The sequence below is a fragment of the Planctomycetota bacterium genome (assembly GCA_039182125.1).
Lineage (GTDB): Bacteria > Planctomycetota > Phycisphaerae > Tepidisphaerales > Tepidisphaeraceae > JBCDCH01.
Genome location: JBCDCH010000059.1, coordinates 1 through 24,303, shown reverse-complemented (window position 1 = coordinate 24,303; position 24,303 = coordinate 1). Strand labels below are relative to the sequence as shown.

At 64.8% G+C, this 24,303-nt stretch carries 29 protein-coding genes; 16 read left to right on the top strand and 13 right to left on the bottom strand.

What is annotated here, in order from left to right; translation table 11 throughout:
* Positions 1–59: 59 nt before the first annotated feature.
* Positions 60–1,472 carry an argininosuccinate lyase gene (gene argH / locus AAGD32_14165; protein MEM8875389.1) on the bottom strand — a complete coding sequence of 471 codons (1,413 nt, stop codon included), beginning with the start codon at positions 1,470–1,472 and terminating at the stop codon, positions 60–62.
* A 173-nt stretch (positions 1,473–1,645) separates the two neighbouring features.
* Between argH and AAGD32_14160 the strand changes: the two genes are divergently transcribed.
* Positions 1,646–2,326 carry a hypothetical protein gene (locus AAGD32_14160; protein ID MEM8875388.1) on the top strand — a complete coding sequence of 227 codons (681 nt, stop codon included), beginning with the start codon at positions 1,646–1,648 and terminating at the stop codon, positions 2,324–2,326.
* Here AAGD32_14160 and AAGD32_14155 read toward each other — a convergent pair whose 3' ends face one another.
* Positions 2,327–3,112 (bottom strand): type II secretion system protein, encoded by a 786-nt coding sequence (locus AAGD32_14155; GenBank protein MEM8875387.1) that lies wholly within the window; start codon positions 3,110–3,112, stop codon positions 2,327–2,329.
* Between the two features lie 47 nt (positions 3,113–3,159).
* Positions 3,160–3,957, bottom strand: coding sequence for an endonuclease V (locus AAGD32_14150; GenBank protein MEM8875386.1), 798 nt, complete (start codon positions 3,955–3,957; stop codon positions 3,160–3,162).
* 31 nt (positions 3,958–3,988) lie between these two features.
* On the opposite strand from AAGD32_14150, the gene AAGD32_14145 reads away from it, so the two are divergent.
* Entirely contained in the window at positions 3,989–4,714 is a 726-nt protein-coding gene (locus tag AAGD32_14145; GenBank protein ID MEM8875385.1) for an AIM24 family protein, read from the top strand.
* Between the two features lie 5 nt (positions 4,715–4,719).
* On the top strand, positions 4,720–5,235 hold the full coding sequence (locus AAGD32_14140; GenBank protein ID MEM8875384.1) for an NUDIX hydrolase: 516 nt from the start codon (positions 4,720–4,722) through the stop codon (positions 5,233–5,235).
* An 84-nt stretch (positions 5,236–5,319) separates the two neighbouring features.
* On the opposite strand, the gene AAGD32_14135 is transcribed toward AAGD32_14140, so the two are convergent.
* Together AAGD32_14135 and AAGD32_14130 are read right to left on the bottom strand one after the other, a co-directional pair.
* On the bottom strand, positions 5,320–5,844 hold the full coding sequence (locus tag AAGD32_14135; protein MEM8875383.1) for a hypothetical protein: 525 nt from the start codon (positions 5,842–5,844) through the stop codon (positions 5,320–5,322).
* A 90-nt stretch (positions 5,845–5,934) separates the two neighbouring features.
* A complete protein-coding gene (locus AAGD32_14130; GenBank protein ID MEM8875382.1) occupies positions 5,935–6,771 on the bottom strand; it encodes a hypothetical protein in 837 nt (278 codons plus the stop codon).
* A gap of 52 nt (positions 6,772–6,823) precedes the next feature.
* On the opposite strand from AAGD32_14130, the gene AAGD32_14125 reads away from it, so the two are divergent.
* The 12 genes from AAGD32_14125 (at position 6,824) to AAGD32_14070 (ending at position 17,684) form a co-directional block, all read left to right on the top strand.
* Complete coding sequence (locus AAGD32_14125; protein MEM8875381.1) at positions 6,824–7,816, top strand: ParA family protein; 993 nt, start codon at positions 6,824–6,826, stop codon at positions 7,814–7,816.
* Between the two features lie 47 nt (positions 7,817–7,863).
* Positions 7,864–8,298 (top strand): VanZ family protein, encoded by a 435-nt coding sequence (locus AAGD32_14120; GenBank protein ID MEM8875380.1) that lies wholly within the window; start codon positions 7,864–7,866, stop codon positions 8,296–8,298.
* Positions 8,295–8,720: a VanZ family protein gene (locus tag AAGD32_14115; protein ID MEM8875379.1), complete on the top strand. Its 426-nt coding sequence runs from the start codon at positions 8,295–8,297 to the stop codon at positions 8,718–8,720. Before AAGD32_14120 ends, AAGD32_14115 begins: the two co-directional genes overlap by 4 nt.
* Positions 8,641–9,210: an HIT domain-containing protein gene (locus AAGD32_14110; protein MEM8875378.1), complete on the top strand. Its 570-nt coding sequence runs from the start codon at positions 8,641–8,643 to the stop codon at positions 9,208–9,210. The genes AAGD32_14115 and AAGD32_14110 overlap by 80 nt, the downstream gene beginning before the upstream one ends.
* 49 nt (positions 9,211–9,259) lie before the next feature.
* On the top strand, positions 9,260–10,993 hold the full coding sequence (locus tag AAGD32_14105) for a patatin-like phospholipase family protein (GenBank protein MEM8875377.1): 1,734 nt from the start codon (positions 9,260–9,262) through the stop codon (positions 10,991–10,993).
* A gap of 46 nt (positions 10,994–11,039) precedes the next feature.
* Positions 11,040–11,327 carry a hypothetical protein gene (locus AAGD32_14100; protein MEM8875376.1) on the top strand — a complete coding sequence of 96 codons (288 nt, stop codon included), beginning with the start codon at positions 11,040–11,042 and terminating at the stop codon, positions 11,325–11,327.
* A 169-nt stretch (positions 11,328–11,496) separates the two neighbouring features.
* The gene (locus AAGD32_14095; GenBank protein ID MEM8875375.1) at positions 11,497–12,210 is read left to right on the top strand and encodes a hypothetical protein; all 714 of its coding nucleotides are present in this window, start codon (positions 11,497–11,499) and stop codon (positions 12,208–12,210) included.
* Between the two features lie 182 nt (positions 12,211–12,392).
* Entirely contained in the window at positions 12,393–13,412 is a 1,020-nt protein-coding gene (locus AAGD32_14090) for a KpsF/GutQ family sugar-phosphate isomerase (protein MEM8875374.1), read from the top strand.
* Positions 13,413–16,334, top strand: a complete 2,922-nt coding sequence (locus AAGD32_14085; protein ID MEM8875373.1) for a hypothetical protein — start codon at positions 13,413–13,415, stop codon at positions 16,332–16,334.
* A gap of 28 nt (positions 16,335–16,362) precedes the next feature.
* A complete protein-coding gene (locus AAGD32_14080) occupies positions 16,363–16,710 on the top strand; it encodes a VOC family protein (GenBank protein ID MEM8875372.1) in 348 nt (115 codons plus the stop codon).
* A gap of 73 nt (positions 16,711–16,783) precedes the next feature.
* Positions 16,784–16,948 (top strand): hypothetical protein, encoded by a 165-nt coding sequence (locus AAGD32_14075; protein ID MEM8875371.1) that lies wholly within the window; start codon positions 16,784–16,786, stop codon positions 16,946–16,948.
* A 103-nt stretch (positions 16,949–17,051) separates the two neighbouring features.
* Complete coding sequence (locus AAGD32_14070) at positions 17,052–17,684, top strand: phytanoyl-CoA dioxygenase family protein (GenBank protein MEM8875370.1); 633 nt, start codon at positions 17,052–17,054, stop codon at positions 17,682–17,684.
* A 55-nt stretch (positions 17,685–17,739) separates the two neighbouring features.
* On the opposite strand, the gene trpC is transcribed toward AAGD32_14070, so the two are convergent.
* Positions 17,740–18,567, bottom strand: coding sequence for an indole-3-glycerol phosphate synthase TrpC (gene trpC, locus AAGD32_14065; GenBank protein ID MEM8875369.1), 828 nt, complete (start codon positions 18,565–18,567; stop codon positions 17,740–17,742).
* 198 nt (positions 18,568–18,765) lie between these two features.
* Positions 18,766–19,095, bottom strand: coding sequence for a hypothetical protein (locus tag AAGD32_14060; protein ID MEM8875368.1), 330 nt, complete (start codon positions 19,093–19,095; stop codon positions 18,766–18,768).
* Positions 19,096–19,202: 107 nt separating this feature from the next.
* Between AAGD32_14060 and AAGD32_14055 the strand changes: the two genes are divergently transcribed.
* On the top strand, positions 19,203–20,066 hold the full coding sequence (locus AAGD32_14055) for a phosphatidate cytidylyltransferase (protein ID MEM8875367.1): 864 nt from the start codon (positions 19,203–19,205) through the stop codon (positions 20,064–20,066).
* Here AAGD32_14055 and purU read toward each other — a convergent pair whose 3' ends face one another.
* From purU to AAGD32_14025, 6 genes are all read right to left on the bottom strand, one after another.
* Positions 20,067–20,897, bottom strand: a complete 831-nt coding sequence (purU, locus tag AAGD32_14050) for a formyltetrahydrofolate deformylase (GenBank protein ID MEM8875366.1) — start codon at positions 20,895–20,897, stop codon at positions 20,067–20,069.
* Between the two features lie 261 nt (positions 20,898–21,158).
* The gene (locus AAGD32_14045) at positions 21,159–21,281 is read right to left on the bottom strand and encodes a hypothetical protein (GenBank protein ID MEM8875365.1); all 123 of its coding nucleotides are present in this window, start codon (positions 21,279–21,281) and stop codon (positions 21,159–21,161) included.
* A complete protein-coding gene (locus AAGD32_14040; GenBank protein ID MEM8875364.1) occupies positions 21,278–21,577 on the bottom strand; it encodes a hypothetical protein in 300 nt (99 codons plus the stop codon). The genes AAGD32_14045 and AAGD32_14040 overlap by 4 nt, the downstream gene beginning before the upstream one ends.
* 25 nt (positions 21,578–21,602) lie before the next feature.
* Entirely contained in the window at positions 21,603–22,793 is a 1,191-nt protein-coding gene (gene aroC / locus AAGD32_14035) for a chorismate synthase (protein ID MEM8875363.1), read from the bottom strand.
* Between the two features lie 82 nt (positions 22,794–22,875).
* Positions 22,876–23,751 (bottom strand): phosphoribosylaminoimidazolesuccinocarboxamide synthase, encoded by an 876-nt coding sequence (locus tag AAGD32_14030; GenBank protein ID MEM8875362.1) that lies wholly within the window; start codon positions 23,749–23,751, stop codon positions 22,876–22,878.
* Positions 23,748–24,303, bottom strand: a 556-nt coding sequence (locus AAGD32_14025) for a hypothetical protein (protein MEM8875361.1), incomplete at its 5' end; no start/stop codon positions are given. The genes AAGD32_14025 and AAGD32_14030, both read right to left, overlap by 4 nt.

The window sequence follows — 24,303 nt, the reverse complement described above, 5'->3', positions numbered from 1 at the left end:
GTTGGCAGAGAGATGCCGCTGTGCGGCCACCCTCCCTCACGGTCGGGCCTCGTTAAGAACTACAAACCTAAACGCTGCTTCCATTCATCGAGTTGTTTCTTCAATGGCTCGCCGCCGGCGGCGCCGGCACTTTGGTATCGCGCGACGACGTTCTTGGCGCCGAGGCAGTCGTAGACGTCATTGCCGATGACATCACTGGCGGCTTGGAACTCTTCGAGCGTCAGGTCGGAGAGCGCCGCCTTGCCGTCGGCTTCGCACTTGGCAACCAGGCCGCCGACGATCTGGTGGGCGGTACGGAAGGGGACGCCTTTGACGACGAGGTACTCGGCGAGCGACGTGGCGTCCATGAATCCGCCTTCGCACGCCGCCTCGCATTTGTCCTTGACGAACTCGGTGTTGTTCACGATCGCCGCGGCCATCGTGAGGCAACTGCTGACCGTGTCGTACGCGGCGAAGACGTGCCGCTTGTCCTCCTGCAGGTCGCGGTTGTAGCCGATGGGCAGGCCCTTGCAGATGGTGAGCAAGGCGACGAGGTTGCCGTAGACGTTGCCGCAGCGGCCGCGGATCAGCTCGAGCATGTCCGGGTTCCGCTTCTGCGGCATCATCGAACTGCCGGTGGTGTAACGGTCAGCTGTCTTGATGAACCCGAACTCGGCGGAGGAGTAAAGGATCCACTGCTCGGCCCAGCGGGAGAGATTCATGGCGATCGTGCTGCACGTGAAGACAAAGTCGATCGCGCTCGAACGACTCGCCGTGTGAGCGATCGCGCTCATCGGAGGCGTCTCGAAACCGAGCAACTGCTTTGTGATGTTCGCGTCGATTGGCAGCGATGATCCAGCAATCGCACCTGACCCAAGCGGCAGGTGATTCCAAGTGTCGAGGGAGCAAAGCGATGTTCGTAGGTGACTTGGCACCATCAGGAACGCCCATCCCATGCATTCAGCGGCAGCCGATATTGGCTGTGCACGCTGCAAGTGTGTGTAGCTGGGCATCACGATCGACTCGCTGCGGGCGGCGAGTTCATTGAATGAATCGAGAAGCAGTCGGACCTGTCCACGCAGCGAGTTGAAGTGCTCGTTTAGCCAAAGCACAAGGTCCGTCGCCACCTGATCGTTCCGGCTACGCCCGGTGTGCAGCTTGCGGCCCGGCTCGCCGATCTTGTCGATCAGGGCCTTTTCCACGCACATGTGGATGTCCTCGTACTGCTTGTCGAAGCCGGGCCAGGCGGGGCCGTGCTGGTCGATCTCGGCCTCGATCTCGCGGAGGCCGCGCTCGATGGCGGTTGCGTCGTCGGCGGTGATGAGGCCGACCTTGGCGAGCATCGTGGCGTGGGCGATGGAGCCGGCGATGTCCTGTTTGTAGAGCCGCCAGTCGTAGGAGACGGACTCGACGAAGTCCTGGCCGAGGGCGTCGGTGGCTTCGGCGATGCGGGCTTGCCAGCTTTTGGCGTTATCGGTCGGTTGGTCGGGCATGTCGGAGCAGCATATGAGGCCCGACCGTGAGGGAGGGTGGCTGCGCAGCGGCATCTCTCGCGATCGTCACCGCACGCCTTGAGAAGCGGACTGCGTCCGCCACCCTCCCTCACGGTCGGGCCTCGTGTGGGGCCTTTCTTAACCGTGCCACTTCTTGTGCCGATAGCGCGCGTATGGACGCAGCGGAATATCAGCGGCTGAGCCAGATGGCCGCGACGGGGATGGCCGAGGCGCAGGGGCGGACGATCGATCGCAACCGTTTCGGGGCCAAGGGGATCGACTACACCAACGAAGGCGACGCACCGCCGATCGGCGTGGCGCTGGTCACGTTCATCGTCGGCTTCCTCGCGCTCTTCGCCGTGCAGACTTACGGGTTCTGGGGCATGTCGGAGATGATGGATGAGTTGGCCCGGTCGCCGCAGGCGTCAACGGAACAGATCGAGACGGCACGGATGCTGCGGGACTCGAGCACGGTGGTGATCTTTTTGATCGCGCTGGCCGCGACGCTGTTCTCGGCGATCGGCGGCTGCGGGGCGGCGGCGCTCTCGGGGCTGATCCACTGCGCGACGACGAACCAGCGCATGATCGGCATCGGTTCGTTCATGCTCGCCGGGGCCGGTACGGTGTTGCTCGGCACCGCCGTCTACAACCTCATCGGCCACTTCTCGCTCTTTACCGGCGGGATCATCGGCTACGCGATCGTGCTGAGCGTCACCTGCGCTGTTATGCGTTTCGCGATCGGGCTGCCGACCAAGTTCACCGGCTCGCTGATCATCACGACGTTCGCCGTGTGGATCGTCTGCACGCTGTTCGTGGTGGCGGCGTTGTTCGCGCTATTCGCCAGCTTCGCGTGATCAGCTGCGGTCGAAGATCTGCCAGATGGCGTCCTGCTCGTCGTCGAACTCGTTGCTCGGCGGCCAGCCCGAGGGTGGCAGGCTCGCTTCGAGCGGCTCCTTGAAGAACTCGCGCGGAACCCAGTGGGCACCGCCGTGGCCGTAGAGCACGTTGACGCCGGTCTCATGTCGCGTGTCGAGGCGGGCCGGGCTGTTCATCAAGTCCGCGATGAGTGCGGTGTTCTTGAAGTTGTTGAGCTTGGGCATGAGAAACCCGCGCAAGTTGTCCGGCGGATTCTCGAAGTCGTCGGGCAGTTCGGTGTCGGGCCGACCGGCGTAGCCGCTGAAAATATTGGTGTTGATCTGCGGCGTCGGATCGGCCGTGAGGGAAGCGGGTGTCGGGCCGACGCTGTCGGATGCGACGACCTCCGTCCACGGTTCGTCGTTGGTGGCGAAGGTGAACTGCTCGTTGGCCTCGCTCGGGCAGAAGAAGATCGAGCCCTGATCCATCAGGCCGGCCGGGTAGAGCTTGCCCATGAGCACGAACTGCTCGGCGCTCACCGAGTAAATCATGCTGTTGAGCTGTTTGGTGCGGCGATAGCCGATGGGCACGCGATCGTCGTTTTCGTGGGCGTAGAGGGCAAAGGCGTAGTGGACTTGTCGTTGGTTCGACAAGCAGTTGGCCCGTCGCGCGGTCTCCCGTGCCTTGCCGACGATCGGGATGAGCGTCGCGACGAGGATCGCGATGATCCCGATCACCACGAGGAGCTCCACGAGTGAGAATGCGGCCCGGCGACGCGTAGGCATCGCCATCATCGTAGCCGAAATCTCCGGCGCGTGTCACCGGCGGACTTCTATCGGTTGTTTGCCCCATGACGTCCGGGGTTGCGATGGCCGTCTTTCTTCGTTGGCAAGTTGACGAGATCGGCCTTGTAGCGGGCAACATGCTTGTCGGCCAGGCGGGTCGGTTCCGGTAGGCGGTAGCGGGTTTGGCAGGCCAGGACCAGGGCCACCGCGTCGCGCTCCCGGACACGGTGGCCGACGCTGACGTAGAGCGGTTTGACGTTGAGGCGGGTGCGGACGACCGTGCCGATGCGTTCGTCGCCGTCGAGCAGCGGGGTGTGGTCGCGGGGCGTCGGCCCGACCGGCTCGTGGGTGCCGACGAGTCGGCTTTTGGCGACACCGACCGCCGGCTTGTCGAGCGTGACCCCGACATGCACGGCCAGCCCACATCGTCGCGGATGGGCCACGCCTTGCCCGTCGCACAAGACCGCCTCGAAAGGCGGCAACTTTGCAAGGACGGCCAACACCGCCGGCGCTTCGCGGAAGCCGAGATAGCCGGGGATGTATGGCACGTCCGCTTTGCGCCGCTCGACCGCCTCGGCGACGATGCGTTGCTCTTCGACATGCCACAACACCGCCGCAGCGAGTACGTCGTCACCGAGAAATGCGCAGTCGACCCCGGCGACGAGCGTCGGCCACGGGTCGAGTAAGTCGTGTCGGACTTGCCGCCGCAGCCGTTCCTGTGTTCGCTTCCACTCGGCGAGCGTCTCTGGATTGATCTTGCCGCGCCTGGGAAACACGTTCACGAGTGTGAAGGGTGAACGCGGGTCTGTGAAGTGGTACAAACTTGGCTCGGGTTTGTACTTCACACTTCCGCCTTCAAACTTCACACTCCCCGTCATGGAACAGACCAAGTTCAGCCTCAACGACTTCCTCGCCGAGACCTCCCAGCAGGACCACGGCGGCGGCTTCTTCGAACTCGAGCAGGCCCGGCTCCTCGAGATCAACCTCGACGGATCACCCACCCACGGCACCGTCTGGACCAAGATGGGCTCGATGATCGCCTACAACGGCAACGTCCAGTTCGAGCGCGAAGGCATCGCCGAGCACGGGCTTGGCAAGATGTTCAAGAAAGCCTTCACCGGCGAGGGCGCCCGCCTGACCAAGGCCGTAGGCACCGGCAAGGTCTACCTCGCCGACGCCGGCAAGAAGATCACCGTCCTGCAGCTCAACGGCGAGTCGCTTTTCGTCAATGGCAATGACGTGCTTGCCTTCGAGATGTCGCTGCAGTGGGACATCAACATGATGCGCAAGATCGGCGCGATGCTCGGCGGCGGGCTGTTCAACGTGAAGTTCGAAGGCTCCGGCTTGGTCGCGCTCACCACCCACTACGACCCGCTCACCCTCCGCGTCGAGCCCGGCCAGGAGATCTTCACCGACCCCAACGCCACGATCGCTTGGAGCGGCAATCTCGCGCCCGACTTCAAGACCGACATCCAGCTCAAGAGCTTCTTCGGCCGCGGCAGCGGCGAGAGCATCCAGATGAAGTTCGTCGGCGGCAACGGCCCGGGCTTTGTCGTGGTGCAGCCGTTCGAGGAAGTGTACATGGCCCAGGGCGCGTTGTGATTGAGTTGCGGTCTTTGCTCGAGCAATACCCACCAGTCGATGCGGCGGAGTTTCGGCATCGCGACCGGATGCTCGCGCTGCTCAACACGCCGGCCCCGCTGTATCGCGGGCAGTTCACGCCGGGCCACTTCACTGCCAGCGCGTTCGTGCTACACGGCAACAACGTGCTGTTGATCTGGCACGCGAAGTTGCTGCGCTGGCTCCAGCCCGGCGGGCATGTGGATGAGACTGACGCGACGCTGGCCGACACGGCGGCGCGGGAACTGCGCGAAGAGGCCGGCATCGTCGCTGAGACCGAGGGGCTGCTGGACCTCGACGTGCATCCGATCCCGGCGAACCCGAAGAAAGCCGAGCCGGCACACGAGCACTTCGACGTGCGGTTCGTGTTCCGCGTCGACGATCCCTCGGCGGTGGCCGGCGACGATGCGCTGGATGTGAAGTGGGTGCCGATCCGTGACGTGTCGTTGGAGGAAACCGACGAGAGCGTGATGCGTGCGCTGCGGAAGCTGCAGACGATGTGAGCCGCGTTGCCACGCAACGCTGGCGGTCCGCAAGTGCGAGACCGTGTGCTCTTGCGAAACACCAGCGTTGCGTGGCAACGCGGCTCAGTTCATGCCCGGGAGATTTTCGTACAACTCAACATCGCCGAATGCCGCGGCCAGTTTCGCGCCCGCGGCGTCGAGCGCTGTCTCGGCGGCGATGCGTTGCTTGTCGTTGGGCAATTCCCGGCGTTCGTCGCCGAAGACGCTCTTGACGCTATGCCAGCCCGAGCCGGCCGCGCCGCGCATGCCGCTGGTCGCGTCGGCGGCGGCGTGGGCTTCCTTCGCGTAGGACCGAAGTGCCTGCCGGTACCCGCGTAGAGGTTCGACCAACTCTGCCGGCGCGGTGTTCATCGGCAGCAGGTCCGCCAACGCCGAGGCGTGCTCGGCATGGATGCGGTAGGGATTGTCCGCGTCGGTGTCGGCCGCGATGTGGTTCGCCGTGGCCAACGCGACCGCCGTCGCTTCGACCCCCGGCGGCGTCGGTGCCTGCTTCACCGGTAGCGGCGTGCCCTGCAACGCGTAGCTGGTCACGCCCGCCCCAAGGGCGAGGCCAACGATGAGCGTGAGGATCGGGAGGGCGAACTTCATCCGTCGAGTATACCGAAAGCCCACGCCTTGAGGCGTGGGTCGGCGTCCGGTGCCGCTTGCCGACCCGCCGCTGAAGCCGTCGGCTTTCGGTCAGTGAAACACGACCGGCCGCCATTCAAAGCTCACGCGCCAGCCGTCGCCGCTGACCTCGGACACCGGCTCGTCCTCGCCGACGTCGACGGTGGCGTTGGCGAGTTCGACGTCGGTTCGTAGTCGGCGGACGCGGTAGGGGGTGACCGGCAGCTGCGTGCCGCCGGGGACGTTGAGGTAGGGCGTGAAGGACGTCGCGTGGCCGATCTCGCTTTGCCAGTCGCCGATCTGCACCCAGCCGGCACCCTCGACGGTGACGCGCGTGAGTTGCCAGCCGGGCCCGGCGGGCTGGCCGGTGAGAATGATCGGCGGGCCGAAGCTGTCTTCCATGTCTGCGATGCGTCGGGCGACGGCGGAATGGATGTACCCAAACCCGTTGCCGACGATGATGTCGGCGTCGCTGCCGGGCCGGTCGGCGGAGATGCGGTGGACGGTGCCGATCATTTCGAACAGCGGCCCGGGCAGTTCGTCGTCGGGCGCGTCGAGTAGCACCAGCCGTTGGAAATCCAGCCCGCTACGTGCCATGCCGAGCAACGCGACCTCACGCCCGCTGCCGGTGGCGACGACGGTCAGCGTGCCGTCGGCATCGCGCAACAACGCCGAGAGCGCGTCGGCCTGCGTGGACAGCTCGGCGTCGCTCGCCGATGGCAACGTGAACGCCCGCACGTTCCCGCCAAGCGCATCGACGAAGCGATCGCTGGCCGGTTTCCCGCTGACGACAAAGGTGCGCTGCGCGGGCGGTTCGGGGTTGTCCGGTTTGGGTTCCTCGCACCCGAGCAGCACGAGCAAAAGCACCCAAGCCGGGGCCGAACGGAATGTACGAAGCCACCACCGCATCCCCCTATGCTTGCATGATCCGCCGCCAAGGTCGACACTGCGCCGTAAGCTCATGGACGAAAGTGCCCCGAAACAGCCACGTTTGAACGCCGCCGGGAAACCGATCCGGGCCATCGCCGTCATGAACCAGAAGGGCGGCGTCGGCAAGACGACCACCACCGCCAACCTCGGTGCCGCCCTGGCCGAGCGCGGTCGCCACGTCTGTCTCTTCGACCTGGACCCGCAGGCGCACCTGACGATCAACTTCGGCATCGACGCCGACGATGCCGAGACCATCACGCCCTCGCTCTACGACCTGCTGCTGGGCGAGGCGAGTTTTCTCGAGGCGGTCCGCATCCTCGATCGCTTTCCGCAGTCGCCGGGCAACGTCGGCGTGCTGCCCGGCAGCATCGACCTCGCCGGCGTCGAGGCGGAGCTGACCGAGCGGCCGCGCAAGCAGATGCTGCTGCGTGACGCGGTGGATCAGTCGACGCACGACTTCGAGTACCTGCTCATCGACTGCCCGCCGGCGTTGGGGTTGCTGACACTCAACGCGTTGGCGTTGGCGGATGAGTTGATCATCCCGATGCAGCCGCACTTCCTCGCGATGCAAGGCATGGCCAAGCTGATCGAAACCGTGCAGGCGGTGAACCAGCAGATCAACCCCAACCTCCGCGTCGGCGGCGTCGCGCTGACGATGTTCGACGCCAACACCAAACTGTCGGCCGAGGTCGTGAGCGAGTTGCAGAACTTCTTCGCCAGCGCCCCCGAGGGCCACCCGTGCCACGGCGGCGTCGTGTTCGACACGCGGATTCGGCGAAACATCAAACTGGCCGAGAGCCCGAGTTTTGGCGAGCCGATCACGGTGTACGATCCCGTGAGCAACGGCGCGACCGACTACCGCGCCCTGGCCGCCGAGATTCTGCGGCGTCACGATGGCGGTACGGACGACCTGTCCCCCGCCGAGGCTGAAGCGCTCAAGCCGGAGCCGTCGGTCAACACCGAAATCGACCAGGCCAAGCTCGCCGCCGCCCGGTTCAGCGACACGCCGATCACGGCCGGCTGAGCACAAAACGTGTCAATCCGGTAGCACGGCCGTCCGATACGCGCCTTGTGCGACTGCTCGGCCCACGGACCGTTCTGCTGATCTATTGGACCGCGCTGACGTTCGGGACGCACAATCCTCGGTTCGGGGAGATACCCCAGATGTCGATGTTCGGCGTCGACAAGGTGGTGCATTTTTTCGCCTACGCGGGTTTGGCGTTTTTCATGCGGTGTGCGATCAGGCCGGTGCCCGGGCGTGGGTGGGCGGTGTTGCTGCTTTGCTCGGTGTTCGGGGCGGTGGATGAGCTAACCCAGCCGCTGTTCAACCGGACGTGTGACCCGTTCGACTGGCTGGCGAATGTGGCCGGGGTGGCTTCGGTGTGCGTCGTCTGGCGGGTCGGGAAGACCGTGCGGGATCATCGGCGACGGTCGGCCGGGTTCGTACCGATCAAAATCGACTTCGCCCCGCCGCCGGTCGAGAAACCCGATAGGCTCGCGGCGTGAACCGACGGGTCAGCAAACGGGGAGCATGGGTCATCACGGGCAGCTACTGGGTCGTGATGGCGCTGATCACGCACTCGCCGCCGTTTCTCGGCAAGTCCGACACGCCGAGCCCGGCGTTGGCATTGGACAAGCTCGGGCACTTGATCGGGTTTGCGTTGTTGGCGTTTTTCTTGCGGGCGCTGATCGGTTGGCGCGTGACGCTGATCGTGGCTGTGGCCGCGGTTTATGCGGTGGTCGATGAGTTGACCCAGCCGTGGGTCGGTCGGACGGCGGATCCGAAGGATTGGGTCGCGGACATGCTCGGCGTCGGCGTGGGGCTGCTGGCGGCGATACTGTGGCAGCGTGTCCGACGAGCACCCCCAGCCGACCCCGCCGGTCAATCTGCAAGCGCCGTGGCGGATGCCGTACATCCGCAGCCTTGAGAAAACGCCGGAGGTGACCGACCCACTGCTCAAAGCGTGCGGTGGTTGCTTCATTTGTGCCGCGGCCCGTTATGACGAGGCCGACACCGACGTTGAAACGGCCATGCGCGACCGCTTGGTGCTGTGGCGCAGCGAGCTGAGCGTCTGCATCGTCAACCGCTACCCGTACACCAACGGTCACTTGATGATCGCTCCGCGTCGGCACGAGGCGTTCCTCGAAAACCTCACCACCGATGAGGCGGCCGACCTGCACGCTCAGACCGTGCGGGCCATCGAACTGCTCAAGGCGGTCATGCACCCGCAGGGGTTCAACGTCGGGATCAACCTCGGCTCGGCGGCCGGTGCCGGCGCGCCAGGGCATCTCCACCGCCACATCGTTCCCCGCTGGGGCGGCGATGCGAACTTCATGTCCGTCGTCGGTAACGTTCGCGTGGTACCTGAAGCGGTGGAAGTCACATGGCGCACCCTGCGAGAGGCGCTTCGCGCGTAGAGAACACGTGCATTGACGGGGTCCCTCGGCGCACAATGCCGGGACTCCCATGCCCGACGAACCAAGCTCCCAACGTGAACCTTTTCGCATCGCGCTGGTCATGGCCGGTGCGGTCTCGGCTGGTGCGTACCAAGCGGGCGTGATCGACGGATTGCTGCAGGCGCTCGACGAGTTTTACGAGGCCAAAGCGGCCGAGCATCCGGATGCGCAGCACGACGTGGAGATCAGCGTCATCAGCGGCGCGTCGGCCGGCGGGATGACCGCGGCCCTGCTCGCCTCGGTCGTTCGCCGCAAGGTCGCCCCGGTCAAAGTAGCGAAGCAGCCCGGCACCACCGCCAACGTCTTCCACCACGCCTGGGTCGAACGCATCAGCATCGAGCACCTGCTCGAACAGAACGACTTGGAGAAGGAATCGCGCGTTCTGTCGCTCCTGGATTGCACGGTCCTCGACGAGATCGCCGAGGAAGTCATCGGCGAAACCGAATCGATCCCGCGGCGGCCGTACTTCGGCGACGACCTCAAGCTGCTCATGAGCGTGTCGAACCTGCGCGGCATGCCGTACGCGATCGACTTCACCAGCGCCGACACCGACAAGCCGAGCGATCCCAACGACCGCCGCGACACCCACGGCATGCTCCTGCACAAGGACCACGTCGGCTACCGCGTCGACCCACCCACGCCGGCGAACGACTCGAACGACGAGTTGGTCTACCACGCGTTGCCCGGCGACGACATGAAGGCGGACATTTGGCGCAACCTGCGTAATGGCGCCTTGGCCAGCGGTGCGTTTCCGGTCGCGCTCAAGTCCCGGGCGGTGGGGCGGGATCGTAGTGAGTACGACAACCGCCGCTTCTCGATACCGGCGCGGAGTCCCGGCGTGTGTGAGCGGGCCGAGAAGATCCCGCCGACGCTCCCCGACGACACGCCGGATCACCTGGGCTTTTCCGCAGTCGATGGCGGGCTCGCCAACAACGAACCGTTGGAGCTGGCCCGCGAGACGCTGCTGGGTGTCGGCGTGCCGAGCCACGACGATTGGCTGCACGCGACCTCGGCGGTGATCATGATCGACCCGTTTCCCGAGCCGCCGACGTTCGATCCGCACGAGTCAGTGCGGACCGACATCTGGAGCGTCCTGAGCCGGCTGCCGCGCGTGCTCATCAACCAGTCGCGGTTCAAGCTCGACGAGCTACGCATGGCGACCGGGCCCAACTGCAACCGGTTCCTGATCTCGCCGAGCCGGGACGTTCCGCCCGACATCACCAAGCCCGGTATCACCCCGCCGCACTCGGCTTGCGCCGCGCTCGGCAGCTTCGGCGGCTTCCTCCACCGCCGCTTTCGCGAACACGACTACGAGCTCGGCCGTCACAACGTTCGATCGTTTCTCATGAAGCACTTCACGCTCTGCGAACACGCCGAGCTCTTCGGCGGGGTGCCTGGCGGTGTGCACGAAGTGTCCGACAACCAGCGGCCGATCATCCCGCTGCTCGGCAGCTTCGCGCACTCCAATGACAAAGAGCCGGACTGGCCGACCCTGCCCGCCGCCGAGGCACGCAACGTCCTGCGCCTCGAGGACAAGCTCGCGGCCCGGCTCAAACGCGTCATCCCTCGGCTCATCGACGAACTGGCCATCCCCGATCCCGTCACCAAGCAGCCCACCGCCGGCTTCTGGGTGCGGCAGTTCCTGCGTCAGGGTTGGTTCTGGGGACGCGGAAAGGCCACCAAGCAGATCACCGCGAAGATCAAACAGACCCTGCTCGATTACAATCTGGCCAAACCGTTCTGACCTGCTGGCACATGACGCCGATGCGTTCTAATCTTTCTTTACACCCATGCCCGACACGCCCGATCAGATCAACCAAGGCCCCGACCTCCGCAGCCGACTCAAGCCCGGCGTCAAGGTCCGTGTCACCCAACAGATCGCCGCCCGCAACTACGCTTGGCCCAGCGAAATCGTCGGCGAGTTGGTCAGCTTCTCTCAGAAGCAGACCGGCAGCTGGTACGCCCACAGCCGTGGCGAGAAGCTCTGGCTCGACCGCATGGTCATCAAAAAGGAAGACGGCGAGGTCTCCACGCTCAACCTTGACGAGTTCAGCCGCGTGGAGATCGTGGACGACTGATTAGATTTTTGCTTGCAATCAGGCGTGCGTTCGGTAAGACCGCTCCCACATGCAACACAACATTCTTGGTCGAGGGGCGCGCCTTTGCTGCGCGCTGGGGCGGACGGTCTTGGCTGCTTGCGTGTTGGGGGCGCTCGTTTTCGCAACGAACACGGCGTCGGGCTCACTGGTGGATCAGTCCCACCAATATGTCGACTTCAGTGGGTCGACGTTCGATCCCGGCAACGGTTTGACCACCTACGGGCCCGGGGCCATGCACATGTTCAATGGCAGCGGCGCGGAACAGCCGCCAGTGCAGCTGAGCGACGGCATCCGGGTCGGAGGGCATTCGGCCAGCGGGCTGCTCGCCGTGGAGCCGGACGTGGGTGGGTTGGAGTTCGGCTCCCGAAACCCGATCGAGGGCTCGGCGGTCATCGCGGTCGCGGCCGAATCCAACGGTGGTAACAGCAGGGCCAACGGTGCCTTCGAGCTCTACTACCAGTTCACGCTCGATCAGCCGGCCAGCTACAAGATGACCAGCCAGTTCAACGTCATCGGCTCCAGCTCCAACGCCTCGGCCTGGCTGACCGAAGGCACCTTCCGGTTCAACCGCAACACGCAGTTGGTCTTTACAACCACGTCGCAGACGATTGCGACGCATTCGTTCAGCAATGACGGCAACGGTGAGTTTACCGACCAGGGCATCCTCCAGCCGGGAACCTACTTGTACCGTCCGATCGCCTTCAGCAACGCTTCGATCAGCGGGTTCGGGTTCGAGAAAAACTTGGTCGAGTTCGACTTCGGCCTTGTGCTCGAGCCGCTCGAGGGTTTATCCACGATCCCCGAGCCGAGTGGTCTGGCCGTCATCGCGGTGCTCGGCGGTTTGCTGCGGCGGCGACGCTAGCGCGACACCAATCCAAGGTTACCGCGAAGCGATCCACCTCCGGACTCGCGTCCACGTCGTTCGCAAAGTCCCAGCGGTACTTCACCGCCTCGATCCTGACGATCGAGTCCGCGGGATTCCGCTCGTTCCACCACGTTGCCACCCGTCGGAACATTCCGGGCCTTCTCTCCTATGATTCCGTGATGCCGGACCGTCGAGAGTTTGCCCGAAGCGTGATTGCGGAGGAGGCCGCGGCGGTGGGGCGGATGGCCGAGGGGATCGACGCGGGGTTCGACGCGGCTGTCGAACTCTGCCTCAACTGCACCGGGGTTGTCGTCACCAGCGGCATCGGTAAGGCGGGACACATCGCACGCAAGGTCTCTGCCACCATGGCGTCCACCGGAACCGCCAGCCACTTCCTCAACCCCGCCGACGCGGTCCACGGCGACCTCGGCTCGGTCCGGCCCGGCGACGTCGTCGTGCTCTTCTCCGCAAGTGGTGAGTCGGAGGAGATCACCCGCCTCCTCGGTCTGCTCAAACGCCTCGATCATCCCGTCATCGCCGTCACCGCGTCGGACAGGAACACCTTGGGGCAACACGCTGACGCGGTGATTCCGATGGGCAAGGTCGCCGAGGCGTGTTCGTTGCGGCTGGCCCCGTCATGTTCGACAACGGCGATGTTGGCGTTGGGGGACGCGTTGGCGTTGACGGTGAGTCGGGAGCGGAACTTCACCGCCGATGACTTCGCCGTCTTTCACCCCGCCGGCCAACTCGGCCGCAAGTTGATGACCGTCGCCGAGGCGATGACGTTCAAGCCGGGTGCCAACCTGCCGTTGGCTCATCCCGAACAGACCGTGGCCGAGGCGTTACACGAGGCGGCGAAAATCACCCGTCGGCCCGGTGCGATCGTGATCGTGGACGATGACCGAAAACTTGTCGGCATCTTCTCCGACGGTGACCTCCGCCGACTGCTCGACGGAAATGCCGCGAAACTCAACGAGCCGATCGGCGTCGTTATGACGAAGCAACCCAAGCGGGTGTCGGCCGACGATCTTGCCGCCGAAGCCATGGCCGTCATGCGTAAGCACCGCATTGATGAACTGCCGGTGGTCGACGCCGATGGCCGATGCGTTGGACTGATCGATGTGCAAGACCTGGTGGTGTTGCGGTTGTTCGATGTGGAACCCACTTCGGCGAAACACACTTCGGCAAGGAATGCCTGAATGCGAACCCTGATTTTGATTGTCGTGACCGTGTTGCTCATCGCCGGGGGCTTCCTGGCGGTGACGGTGCTGCTGCCCGACCCGCAGATCGGCGGGTCCGAGCAATCTTCGCTGATCGAGGTCGATGCGTTGCAGCGGACCGAAGGCGGTCTCACCGCTGCCGGCGAAGGGACGACCTACAAACGGTTCTCCGGCAGCCGGCTCGTCCAAGAGTTCCATGCCGAGAAGTTCGAGCCGACCCGCGACAACCAGGTCAAGGTCGAGAACCCGCGGCTGACGTTCTACCTCGCCGACGGCCGGCAAGTGATCGTCCGGGCCGAGGTCGGGACGCTCGAGACGGCCGGGAAGATCGACCTCGAAGGCGATGCCGCCGCACCGCGGCAGGGGTTGATGCGGGATGTGCAAATTGAGATGACCGAGCCGGGTAACGACGGGCCGATCCTGCGGGCCCACGTGGATAATCTGCGCTTCGACGCCGAGACGATGGAACTGGCGACGGCCGACAGCGAGATCAACGGCCGACCGGTGCTGGGTGAGCAGGTGCCGGTGATCGTGCGGGGGCGGGATTACGACTTCGACGGCCGGGGCCTGTTAGTGCGGTGGAACGACGCCGACGGTCGGCTCGAACTGCTCAGGATCACGCGTGGCGACAAACTCGTGATCAAGGATCCGGCGTTACTGCGGCAACTACAAACCGAAACAGCCGCCGTCGATCCGACGAAGATGTACGCCACCGCCCAGGGCTTGCCCGAGCAGGAGCCGTACACCGTCTACGAGGCGAGCTTCCGCAACGATGTCATCATCACTCAGGGCCAGCAACGGCTCGTCGATGCCGAGTCGCTTGTCGCACTCTTCGCCATGGACCAACTCACCGACGAGTCGGAGCCAGAAGAGCCGACCGATCAGGGATCGGCCAAGTCAGCCAAGAAAAAGTCGACGCCATCGGCAGAGTCGGAACCCACCCCGCAGGCCAACACCCCGTTGCCGTTGGTGATGACGTGGCAGGGCGAGTTCGTGGTGCTTCCGGCGTCGGAAGCGCGTTCGACGTTGCTCGCCGGTGCCGACGATTGGCGGGCGATGCTCACCGGCAAGCCGTCGGGTGCGCCGGTCGTTGTGCAGCGGGACGGCCTATCGGTCACCGCGCCTCGGTTGGAGTACGCATCGATCACCGACAGCGTCATCGCGTCGGCCGCCGAGTACGAGCCCCCGGTCGAAGTCCTCGGCGAAGACGGCTTGCGTTTGGAAACACGCGGCATCGAGTTCAACGGCGCGGCCAACACCGCTCGGCTCGTCGGAGCGTCATGGGCGATGATCCCCATGGCCGGTGACGACGGCACGGATCAGATCCTCAAGGCCGCCTGGACCAAGCGGTGCCGCATCGAAATCGACCGCGCTGCCGATGGCGCGATGGCGGTGCGAGGCATCGACCTGGCCGGCGCGGTCGACGTGTCCCACCCACAGGCGGACCTGACCAGCGAACGGCTTTCGATGAAGTTCGCCGCTCCCAAGCCGGGCATGCGCACCAACGCCAACCGACCTGCGGACCTGTCGGCCAACGGCGGTCTAGGCGACGCGATGACCGGTCTGGGCGAGCTTGAAACCATCGTCGCAGAGGAGGACGTCGTCGCCGTGTTGCGGTCGACGAATCCTGACGAGGAACCACGCCGGATCAAAGGGCAGACGCTGACGCTCCTGACCGCGCCCGGCCCCGACGGCGATCCGGTCCTGCGCACCATCGAAGCCGACGGCGGTGTCGAACTTGTCGACGCCCAAGGCAAGCTCAACGCCGGCACCGTGGTCGCCGATCTAAACGCGCTGGCCGACGGCACCGTGGAGGTTGTTTCGCTTGAAGCTCGCGACGAGGTCCGGCTCGAACAGGACGGTGTCCTCGCGACCGCCGCTGTTTTGCAGGGTCGCGGTGTCGGTGATCAAGCGCTCTACCGGCTCGCCGGCCCCGAGGTCGTACTCCGCCGTGGGGCAGAGACGTTCGTCTGCAAGACCGTGCTCTATGCCCCGGCGACCGGCGCGGTCGAGGTTCCCGACGGCGGTCGGATCGAAACCCTGTTCGCCCCCGAGGATGGCGGCACGCCCACCCCGATGCGGGCGAAGTTCGCGGGCAGTGCGACGCTCCAGCCCGAGACGGACCGTGTGCTCGTCGAGGGGCCGATCCAGATCGAGGCCGATGCCGAGGACGGGTCGCTCGTGACGGCCATCGGTGATCGTTTGGAACTCCTGCTCGATCCGGCCGGCACGACCGAGCGGCCGCAGGTGAAATCCGCCGTGCTACTGGGCAACATCGATCTCAACAAGGTGCTTCGCGGCCCCGACGGCAGGATCCTTCAGCGCGTGCATGTGCTGACCGAGCGGCTCGACTTTGATGCGGCGACCGAGACGGTGACGATCCCCGTGGCCGGTCGGATGCTCTACGAAGATTTCACGCCCGCGGCCGAGCCTGCCGCCGGTGGGGCCGACCCGCGCCAGAAGTTCGGTGAGTTTCGCGGCTCGGCCGGGCTGGTGTGGGATGATCGTCTCGTGTATCAGCGCGGCCCCGGCGATCTCAAGATCCTCGGCGATGTCAAAATGGTCGCCAAGCCGACCGCCGACGGTCCGAGTGAGCGGTACCGCGTCCGTGCCGACCGCGTCGATGCCAAGCTTGTCGAGACCGCCGAACAGATCGAGGTCAACACCGCGAGTGTGTCCGGCGATGTCGACTTTGCCGCGCCCGACCTGAAATTCCTCGGCGGTATCGTGCGCTACGACGCCGACAACGGCTTCATGGTCATCACCGGCGTCAACGGTCAGCCGTTCGAGTTGCTCCAGAACGACGGCACCTCCCGCGCCATGGTCGGCGAGCTGATCTACGACACGACCGCCGGCCAGATCGTCGCGATGAAAGACGTCCGCGGCCGGATGATGCAATGAACGGCACGGTTTCTGCATCCGACACGACATGACCATCGACCACGTCGCCATCCAAACCACCGACATCCCCGCCAGCATCGACTTCTACACCCAACGCTTCGACGCCAAAGTTCTGTACCAAGACGACACTTGGGCGTTCTTGAAGTTCGGCAACTGCAAGCTCGCGCTAGTTACGCCCAGCCAGCACCCGCCGCACGTCGCGCTCTCGGTCACCGAGGAACAACTCAACGCCCACGCCGACGAGCACGACAAACGGATCGACCAGCACCGCGACGGCACCAAAGGCATCTACATCGATGACCCCAGCGGCAACGCGGTCGAACTGATCTGTTACCCCAAGGGCGAGACGGTGTATGCCGAGGGTGTGAAGGACTGACCGCGAGAATGCCGCCGTGGCTTTGGCAGCGTTTCCTTGGCAGCGGGGGCGGTCGTGTCACAATGGAGGGCCCATGCCTGCCACGCTTGACGAGATTCGCTCGGTCTATCGGCCGGCAACGTTACATGAACCGATCCAAGGCGTCGACGCGGTTGATGATGGAGTGATCGAGGCATTTGGGCGTGACGGCTTCATCGCGGTGGCGAACGTGTTCACACCCGAAGAGGTAGAGTCCTAACCGCGCCGCCATCATCGCCGCCGTTGTACAGGACGCGGCGACCGAACTGCCCGACCACGTCATCCAGTACGAGGCGAAGCACACGCCCGATGCACTCGCCGCCATGCCGATCGAGCAGCGCGAGCTTGCGGTCCGAAAACTCTTCGGCTTCAAGGACACGGTGCCTGACCTGATCGCCGCCGCGAACCATCCGCGGCTGCTTTGTATTTGTGAAAAGCTCATGGGCGAGTCGGTCCGGCTCGTGCAGGAGATGGCACTGCTCAAACCGCCCGGCGGCGGCGTGGAAAAACCCTGGCACCAGGACGCGGCCTACTTCCGCCTCGCGACGCCCACTGGCGTCATCGGAACGTGGACCGCGCTCGATGCGGCGTATCCGGACAACGGTTGCATGCACGTCATCCCGGGCTCACATCACGCCGGACCCAGGCCGCACTACCACGATCGTGACTGTCAACTGCCCGATGACACGATTGATCGCGACCACATCGTCGCGGTGCCGCTGGAGCCGGGCGGGACGATGTTCTTCAGCGGCCTGCTGCATCATGGCACACCGCCCAATGCGTCGGCCGACCGACGACGGGCGTTGCAGTTTCATTATCTCACCGCGTCGGGCGTTGAGTCGGAAGACCCTGCGATCCTCGCCAGCCTCTTCGGCGACCGCGCCGGCTTCGCCGGTTGCCAAGGCTGGGCGTGGGGCGAAAAGCCCAGGCCGTTGCACCTGCGGAAGGACTTTTGAGAAGCAGGGGGTCGGAACGCACACGCTCTTTTCAATCCGCTTTCCGCAATTGTCTTCACTCTCCGAACAGCTTGTCGATCATCGCGGCGGGGTCGCCGCTGCGCATGAGGGTTTCGCCGACGAGGGCGCTGCGGACGCCGACGCTGGCGAGTTTGGCGACGTCTTCGCGGGCCTTGATGCCGGACTCGGTGACGAGCACGCTGCGATCCTCGACGAGCTCGGCCATGCGGAGCGTGTTGCCGATCGAGACGTCGAAGGTCGCGAGGTTGCGGTTGTTGATGCCGATGAGCGAGTAGCTTTTGTGCGGGAAGCCGATGACGGTGTCACGGACCCGCATGAGATTCTCCATGCTGTGCACCTCGATCAGACACGTCATGTTCAGCTCGGTCGCGAGGATTTGCAGGTCGATCAGCTCGTGCGTTTGCAGCGCCTCGGCGATGAGCAGGATCGCGTCGGCTCCGGCGGCGCGGGCTTCCCAGACCTGGTACGCATCGACGACGAAGTCTTTCCGAAGCACCGGCAGCTCGACCGTGGCTCGGACGGCTTTGAGATGGTCGAGACTGCCGCCGAAGAACTTCTCATCGGTCAGCACACTGATCGCGTCGGCCCCGCCTGCTGCGTAGGCGCTGGCGATGGTGGCCGGGTCGTAGTCCTCGCGGATGATGCCCGCCGACGGGCTGGCGGACTTCACCTCGGCGATGAGGTTCATGATCTTCCCACGTTCGGCCGGGTCGTGGGTCAGGGCGGCGAAAAAGTTGCGTGGGCGGTCGGTGTCTGTGACGGCGGCTTTGAGTTCCTCGATCGGCCGGGCGGCTTTCGCCGCGTCGACCTCGCCGCGCTTGTGGTCGAGGATGCGGGTGAGGATGTCACGCTGGTCGGCCATGAATCATCCTATGCGAAAGCCCACGCCTTTAGGCGCGGGTCGGCGGTGGGGATCGGTGCTCGTGGCAGACCCACGGCTGAAGCCGTGGGCGTTGGGGTGTTGGAGCGAGTAGAGGTGCGAAAACAAAAGCCCGTGGCCGAAGCCACGGGCTTTTGCGGGTCTTGCATTTCCGCCCCGAAGGCTGAAACGAAAAGCTGGCTACTTTTGCTTCTTCCAGCGGTAGGTGCTGAGGAGTTCGCCCTCAAGGGTCATCTCACGCTCGCCGTAAACGGCGATGACCTTCTTGCCATCGACCTTCTTGAAGCCGATGAGTTCGCCCTCTTCGAGCTTGATCGAGAGCAGCGGCTCGAGGTCGCGGGAGCCGTAGAGGTTGTACGTGGCGGTATCTCCGACTTCCTGAATTTGTTCTTCGAGTTCGCCGGAGTACTTCACGACGGTCGTGCCGGGCTGAGCACCGCAGCCGACGAGGGCACTGGAAAAACCGACGAGGGCGAGTGACATGACGCTGAGTTGAAGTGCTTTTTTCATGGGCTTCTGTTTTAAATCAATCGCGCTGAATATGCCAATGGAGATAATCACGACACTTCCGTATTGGTCAGTTTGCCGCGGGGGCGGGCCGGGGTTAGAAGTCTGACGTGGAAGCCGCCCTGCGAAATCGGTTGACGTTCGGCCCGATCATGCTCGGGGCCGCGCTCGGCATTCTGTGGTTCGACGCGTGGTTCGAGGCCCGCACGCAGATCGCCGGCGTGGGTTTGCTGGGCCTGTTGCTAGTGGTGATGCCGCTGGCGGTGCGAGAGCTTGCGACGCTGTTCGCCGCGGAGAAGGTCGAGCCATACAAGTCGATCGCGAGCTTCGGTGGCATAGGGCTGCTCGTCCACGCATTCTGCACCCAGTTCGTCGACGAACGCGGCATCCTCACGCCGACTGCCGTGGGGATCGTCGTGCTGACGATGCTCGCCGCAGCCCTGCGCCGGGCCCTGCGCAAAACCACCGACGACGCGATCGTCCAGATGGCTGGCACTCTCCTGGCCACCATGTATATCGGCGGGCTCATGTGGTTCCTGCTGGCCCTGCGGGTACTCGAAACGCCCAACTTCACCGGCGACACGATGAAGGTCGTTTTCGTCCTAATCGCGGTGAAGTTCACCGACATCGGTGCGTTCACTTTCGGCAAGCTCCTCGGTCGGCACAAACTCATCCCCTGGCTTTCGCCGGGCAAGACGTGGGAGGGTTTGGCCGGGGGACTGCTGACTGCCGCCGGGATCGGGGCGGGGGTCGCGCCGTTCGTGGAGCAAATCCCCTGGTACCACGGCGCGTGGATGGCCGCGGTGCTCGGGCTCATCGGCCAGGGTGGCGACCTGCTCGAATCCATGCTCAAGCGCGACGCCGACGTCAAGGACAGCGGCGCGAGCATCCCCGGCTTCGGCGGCGTCCTCGACGTGATCGACAGCCCGTTGCTCGCAGCCCCGGCGGCATACCTGCTGTTCTCGTTGTTATGATCAGCCGAAGACGATCGTTCGGCCCGCGTGCACGATCACGCGGTCTTCGAGGTGCGCCCGAACCGCGGCGGCGAGCGTGGTGCGCTCCAAATCCCGGCCCTTGCGGATCAGGTCATCCACGCCGTCGCGGTGCGTGACCGGTGCGACGCCCTGGCTGATGATCGGGCCTTCGTCGAGTTGCTCGGTGACGTAGTGCGCGGTCGCGCCAATGAGCTTCACGCCCTTGGCGTGGGCCTGCTGGTACGGCTTGGCCCCGGCGAAGGCGGGCAGGAAGCTGTGGTGGATGTTGATGATCCGATTCGGGTAGGCCGCAGCGGTGTCGGCCGACAAGACTTGCATGTAACGGGCGAGGATGACCAGCTCGGTGTCGGCCGCTTCGAGGATTTCACGCAGGCGGGCTTCCTGCTGCGGCTTGGTGTCGGGCGTGACGGGCAGGGTGTGGTAGGGGATGCCGTAGGTTGCCACGTCCGCCGCAGCGTCGCGGTGGTTGCTCACGACGCACGCGACTTGGCACGGCAACTCGTTCTGCCGCGTCCGCCAGAGCAGGTCGGCCAGGCAGTGATCCTGCTTGCTCACGAGGATCGCGACACGCCGGCGATGGCTGGCGTCGGTCAGCCTCCAGTCCATCGCGTACCGCTGGGCCAATGGCATGAAGTCGTTGGTCGGATCGTCCCCCTCGAACTCCAGCCGCATCGCGAACGAGCCGTCGTCGGGATCGGTGTGCTGATCCGCGTCGAGCACGTTCGCCCCGCGCTCAGCTAGGAAGCCGGTCACGGCCGCGATGATCCCAGAGCGGTCGGGGCACCAGATGAGCAGACGGCGGGTGGACACAGCTCAACTCTGCAGCACAAGCGACCCGGCGTCAAAGTCGAAGTGCATCGAACCGCGGCCAAGGAAGTCGAGGCCAAGCAGGCCGTCGGCAAGGAAGCCGAAAGGTAAGTCGCTTACCGCAACTGCGAGGTTTTCGACCTCCCGAGAGCCTGCAATGACGCGACCAATCTCCGAACGCCCTGCCGACGTTGGGCCGCTCACACCGATCAGCTGGCTCCCGCTCTCATCGACTGGAAGTTGAAGGGCGTCGGCGACTTCTCGTTACACGATCGACAAATCGGCACCCGTGTCGACATACATCAGCGCCGAGACGTCACCGACTTCAGACAACATGCGGACTTCGATTGCGTAGAGCCGAATGATCTTCTGGAGCTTAATCATCATCTGTCCGCGACCATCGGACTCAGGATCAGGTGGCCCATCCGCTCCAGAACCTTGGGTGTACCGGTGTACCGATATCCGCAGCTAAACCAGTACTCTTCGGGCTTGTTTGCGACGTGTTCCCGCGTGAGCCGCTGAGCCTCTAGTTTCGTCTCGGCATAATGCGCCACCCGGCCGGCAACGATGTTGCCTTCATCGTCGAGTTGAACATCGTCGATGAAAACGTGCGAGTCGGGATAGGCTACATCGATCTGCTCGATCGTCATCAGATCCGCCATGGTGAGCGTGTCGTTCGCCATGGAATCATCGTAGCAGAAATGCCCATCACCCCTCCAACGGCAATCGCCGCGCTGCCTCGAGGTACGCATCGTAGTGCAGGCGCATTTCCGCGACGCTGTCGCCGCCGAGCTTCTCGCACAGGGCATCGGCGACGGCGAAGGCGATCACGTTTTCCATCACGACCGACGCCGCGCTGATGGCGGAGATGTCGCTGCGTTCCCAGCCGGCTTCGCTGGCTTCCTTGGTGCTCAGGTCGACGCTGCGTAGCGGTTTGCCCAGGGTGCTGATGGGTTTCATCGCGCCGCGGACGACGATGGGTTGGCCGTTGGTCATGCCGCCTTCGAGGCCGCCGGCGTTGTTGGTCGTGCGCTCGAAGCCGAGCGTCGGCTCGTCGCACATGCTGCCCTCGAAAAAGATCTCGTCGTGGACCTTGCTGCCCGGCAACGCTGCGACGCCGAAGCCCATGCCGATCTCCACGCCCTTGAACGCCTGGATGCTCATCACGGCCTGGCCGATGCGTCCGTCGAGCCGGCCGTCGATGGTCATGGAACTGCCCAGCCCGACCGGGCAGCCGAAGACGTGGCACTCGACGACGCCGCCGGCGGTGTCCTTGGCCATCTTCTGCTGACGGATGAACTCACGCATCTGCTCCGCCGCCTGCTCGTCGGGGCAGTACAGGTCGTTGGCATCGCGCGCGGTTTTCATGTCGCGCCAGTTGTCGAGCTCGACGTCGAACTGGCCGCGGGCCTCGCCGACCTGGCGGACGAAGCCGAGCACGTGGATGTCGAACTGCTGAAGCAGGCACTTGGCCAGCGCCCCGGCCGCGACACGCGCCGCCGTCTCCCGCGCGCTGGCACGCTCCAGCGTCTCGCGGCAGTCGGTCGTGAGCCACTTGTGGCGGCCGGCGAGGTCCGCGTGACCCGGACGCGGACGGGTCAGCGGCGGGGTCTTCTCCGGATCGTCGAGGCGGTTGTCCTTGTTCTTGACCGCCATCGTGACCGGCGAGCCGATGGTGCGGCGGACGTCGTCGGCCCCGCGGCGGACGCCGGTGAGGTAGTTGGCGACGTCGGTCTCAATCTTCTGCCGCCCGCCGCGTCCGTAGCCGCCCTGACGCCGGCGCAGCTCGCCGTTGATCAGTTCGTCGTCGACGACGACGCCCGCGGGCAGACCTTCGACGAGCGAGATGAGCGTGGGGCCGTGCGATTCACCGGCGGTGCGAAAGGAGAGGCGGGGCATGGGATGGACATCTTACCGTCCGCATGGCAGCGCGACGAAGCCGCCCATGATGCGGCCGGACGCGGGCGACTCCGTCGTACCGCTACGCGGTCATGTCGAACGACTCGCCGGCGAGCAACTCGTACGCCTTCAGGTAGCGTTGCTGGGTTCCTTCGATGACGTCGTCGGGCAGGGCCGGCGCGGGTGGCGTTTTGTCCCAGGGTTGATCTTCGAGCCAGTTGCGAACGTACTGCTTGTCGAAGCTCGGCTGCTCGCCGCCGGGGCTCCACTCGTCGAGCGGCCAGAAGCGGGAGCTGTCGGGCGTGAGTACTTCGTCGATCAGGATGGTCTCGCCCGAGGGGAGCGTGCCGAACTCGAACTTGGTGTCGGCGATGATCACGCCCTGGTCCTTGGCGAAGTCCTCGGCCATCGTGTAGAGCCGCAGGGTGCGAGCGCGCAGGTCCTCGGCCAGTTCGCCGCCGATGATCTCGACCATGCGATCGAACGGAATGTTCTCGTCGTGACCTTGGTCGGCTTTGGTTGCCGGTGTGAAGATCGGCTCGGGGAGTTTGTCGCCGTTGTGCAGGCCGGCGGGGAGCAGAACGCCGCAGACGGATTGCGATTGCTGGTACTCCTTCCACCCGCTGCCGGCGAGGTACCCACGTGCAACGCACTCGATCGGCACAACGTCGGTCTTGCGGCACAGCATCGTTCGGCTTGCCAACTCCGGCGGTATCCCCGGATCGCTGCCGAAGAGCAGGTGATGGGCGAACTCGTGCTCGATCTTCTCGAACCACCAACGGACCAACGCGGTAAGGATCGCTCCCTTGCCCGGGATGCCGTTGGGCATGATGCAGTCGAAGGCCGAGATGCGATCCGTCGCGACGATGGCGAGTGCGTCTCCACCCAGGTCGTACACGTCGCGGACCTTGCCGGAACGCTTTAGGAAAGGCAGGTCGGTTTCGAGCAGGGCGGTCATGCGGGGAGTTTACATGTCCCACGGACCGGATAACGCCAAGCGAGCCAAACGACCGTCGCGACGAGCATCAAGGTCGTCAACGCGGACACGAGGACGTCGGACGTCGTGCGACCGCTGTTCAGGACAAGCTGGACGCTGGGTGTCTCGACGAGGAGATACAAGGTGATAGACCCGGCCGTACTCCAATAGGCCGGCAACACGGCAAACCACCGGCCCACGGTCGGCCACGCCCAGATCAGGACGAAGCCGATCCCTGCCACGGCGAGGTAGATGTACCCGGCTCCGCGCCACCGCCAAGTCGTCGGTGCCGCCGGTTCAAAGAGCGGATAGATGACCAAATGCGTCGCTTGGGCAAGCCAGAACGCCAAGGCAATGGGAAGTAGCCAATCGAGCGAACGTCGCAGGAGTCGGCCGCGATCGGGAACGAACGCGAGAAACAGCATTCCGGCCGAGCCGAGGCCCCCGGTTACGACAGGGACGGTGAGAACGCGGTGGATCAGGTCCAACTCGAAATCGGCATCGTGAAACGTCGCCCAGAAGATGATCGACTCC

Excerpts from the sequence above, each read along its gene's own strand:
- argH (MEM8875389.1), bottom strand. The coding sequence starts at position 1,472 with ATGCCCGACCAACCGACCGATAACGCCAAAAGCTGGCAAGCCCGCATC.
- AAGD32_14160 (MEM8875388.1), top strand. The coding sequence starts at position 1,646 with ATGGACGCAGCGGAATATCAGCGGCTGAGCCAGATGGCCGCGACGGGG.
- AAGD32_14155 (MEM8875387.1), bottom strand. The coding sequence starts at position 3,112 with ATGCCTACGCGTCGCCGGGCCGCATTCTCACTCGTGGAGCTCCTCGTG.
- AAGD32_14145 (MEM8875385.1), top strand. The coding sequence starts at position 3,989 with ATGGAACAGACCAAGTTCAGCCTCAACGACTTCCTCGCCGAGACCTCC.
- AAGD32_14135 (MEM8875383.1), bottom strand. The coding sequence starts at position 5,844 with ATGAAGTTCGCCCTCCCGATCCTCACGCTCATCGTTGGCCTCGCCCTT.
- AAGD32_14130 (MEM8875382.1), bottom strand. The coding sequence starts at position 6,771 with ATGCGGTGGTGGCTTCGTACATTCCGTTCGGCCCCGGCTTGGGTGCTT.
- AAGD32_14125 (MEM8875381.1), top strand. The coding sequence starts at position 6,824 with ATGGACGAAAGTGCCCCGAAACAGCCACGTTTGAACGCCGCCGGGAAA.
- AAGD32_14105 (MEM8875377.1), top strand. The coding sequence starts at position 9,260 with ATGCCCGACGAACCAAGCTCCCAACGTGAACCTTTTCGCATCGCGCTG.
- AAGD32_14100 (MEM8875376.1), top strand. The coding sequence starts at position 11,040 with ATGCCCGACACGCCCGATCAGATCAACCAAGGCCCCGACCTCCGCAGC.
- AAGD32_14090 (MEM8875374.1), top strand. The coding sequence starts at position 12,393 with ATGCCGGACCGTCGAGAGTTTGCCCGAAGCGTGATTGCGGAGGAGGCC.
- AAGD32_14085 (MEM8875373.1), top strand. The coding sequence starts at position 13,413 with ATGCGAACCCTGATTTTGATTGTCGTGACCGTGTTGCTCATCGCCGGG.
- AAGD32_14080 (MEM8875372.1), top strand. The coding sequence starts at position 16,363 with ATGACCATCGACCACGTCGCCATCCAAACCACCGACATCCCCGCCAGC.
- AAGD32_14075 (MEM8875371.1), top strand. The coding sequence starts at position 16,784 with ATGCCTGCCACGCTTGACGAGATTCGCTCGGTCTATCGGCCGGCAACG.
- AAGD32_14070 (MEM8875370.1), top strand. The coding sequence starts at position 17,052 with ATGCCGATCGAGCAGCGCGAGCTTGCGGTCCGAAAACTCTTCGGCTTC.
- trpC (MEM8875369.1), bottom strand. The coding sequence starts at position 18,567 with ATGGCCGACCAGCGTGACATCCTCACCCGCATCCTCGACCACAAGCGC.
- AAGD32_14060 (MEM8875368.1), bottom strand. The coding sequence starts at position 19,095 with ATGAAAAAAGCACTTCAACTCAGCGTCATGTCACTCGCCCTCGTCGGT.
- AAGD32_14045 (MEM8875365.1), bottom strand. The coding sequence starts at position 21,281 with ATGATGATTAAGCTCCAGAAGATCATTCGGCTCTACGCAATCGAAGTC.
- AAGD32_14040 (MEM8875364.1), bottom strand. The coding sequence starts at position 21,577 with ATGGCGAACGACACGCTCACCATGGCGGATCTGATGACGATCGAGCAG.
- aroC (MEM8875363.1), bottom strand. The coding sequence starts at position 22,793 with ATGCCCCGCCTCTCCTTTCGCACCGCCGGTGAATCGCACGGCCCCACG.
- AAGD32_14030 (MEM8875362.1), bottom strand. The coding sequence starts at position 23,751 with ATGACCGCCCTGCTCGAAACCGACCTGCCTTTCCTAAAGCGTTCCGGC.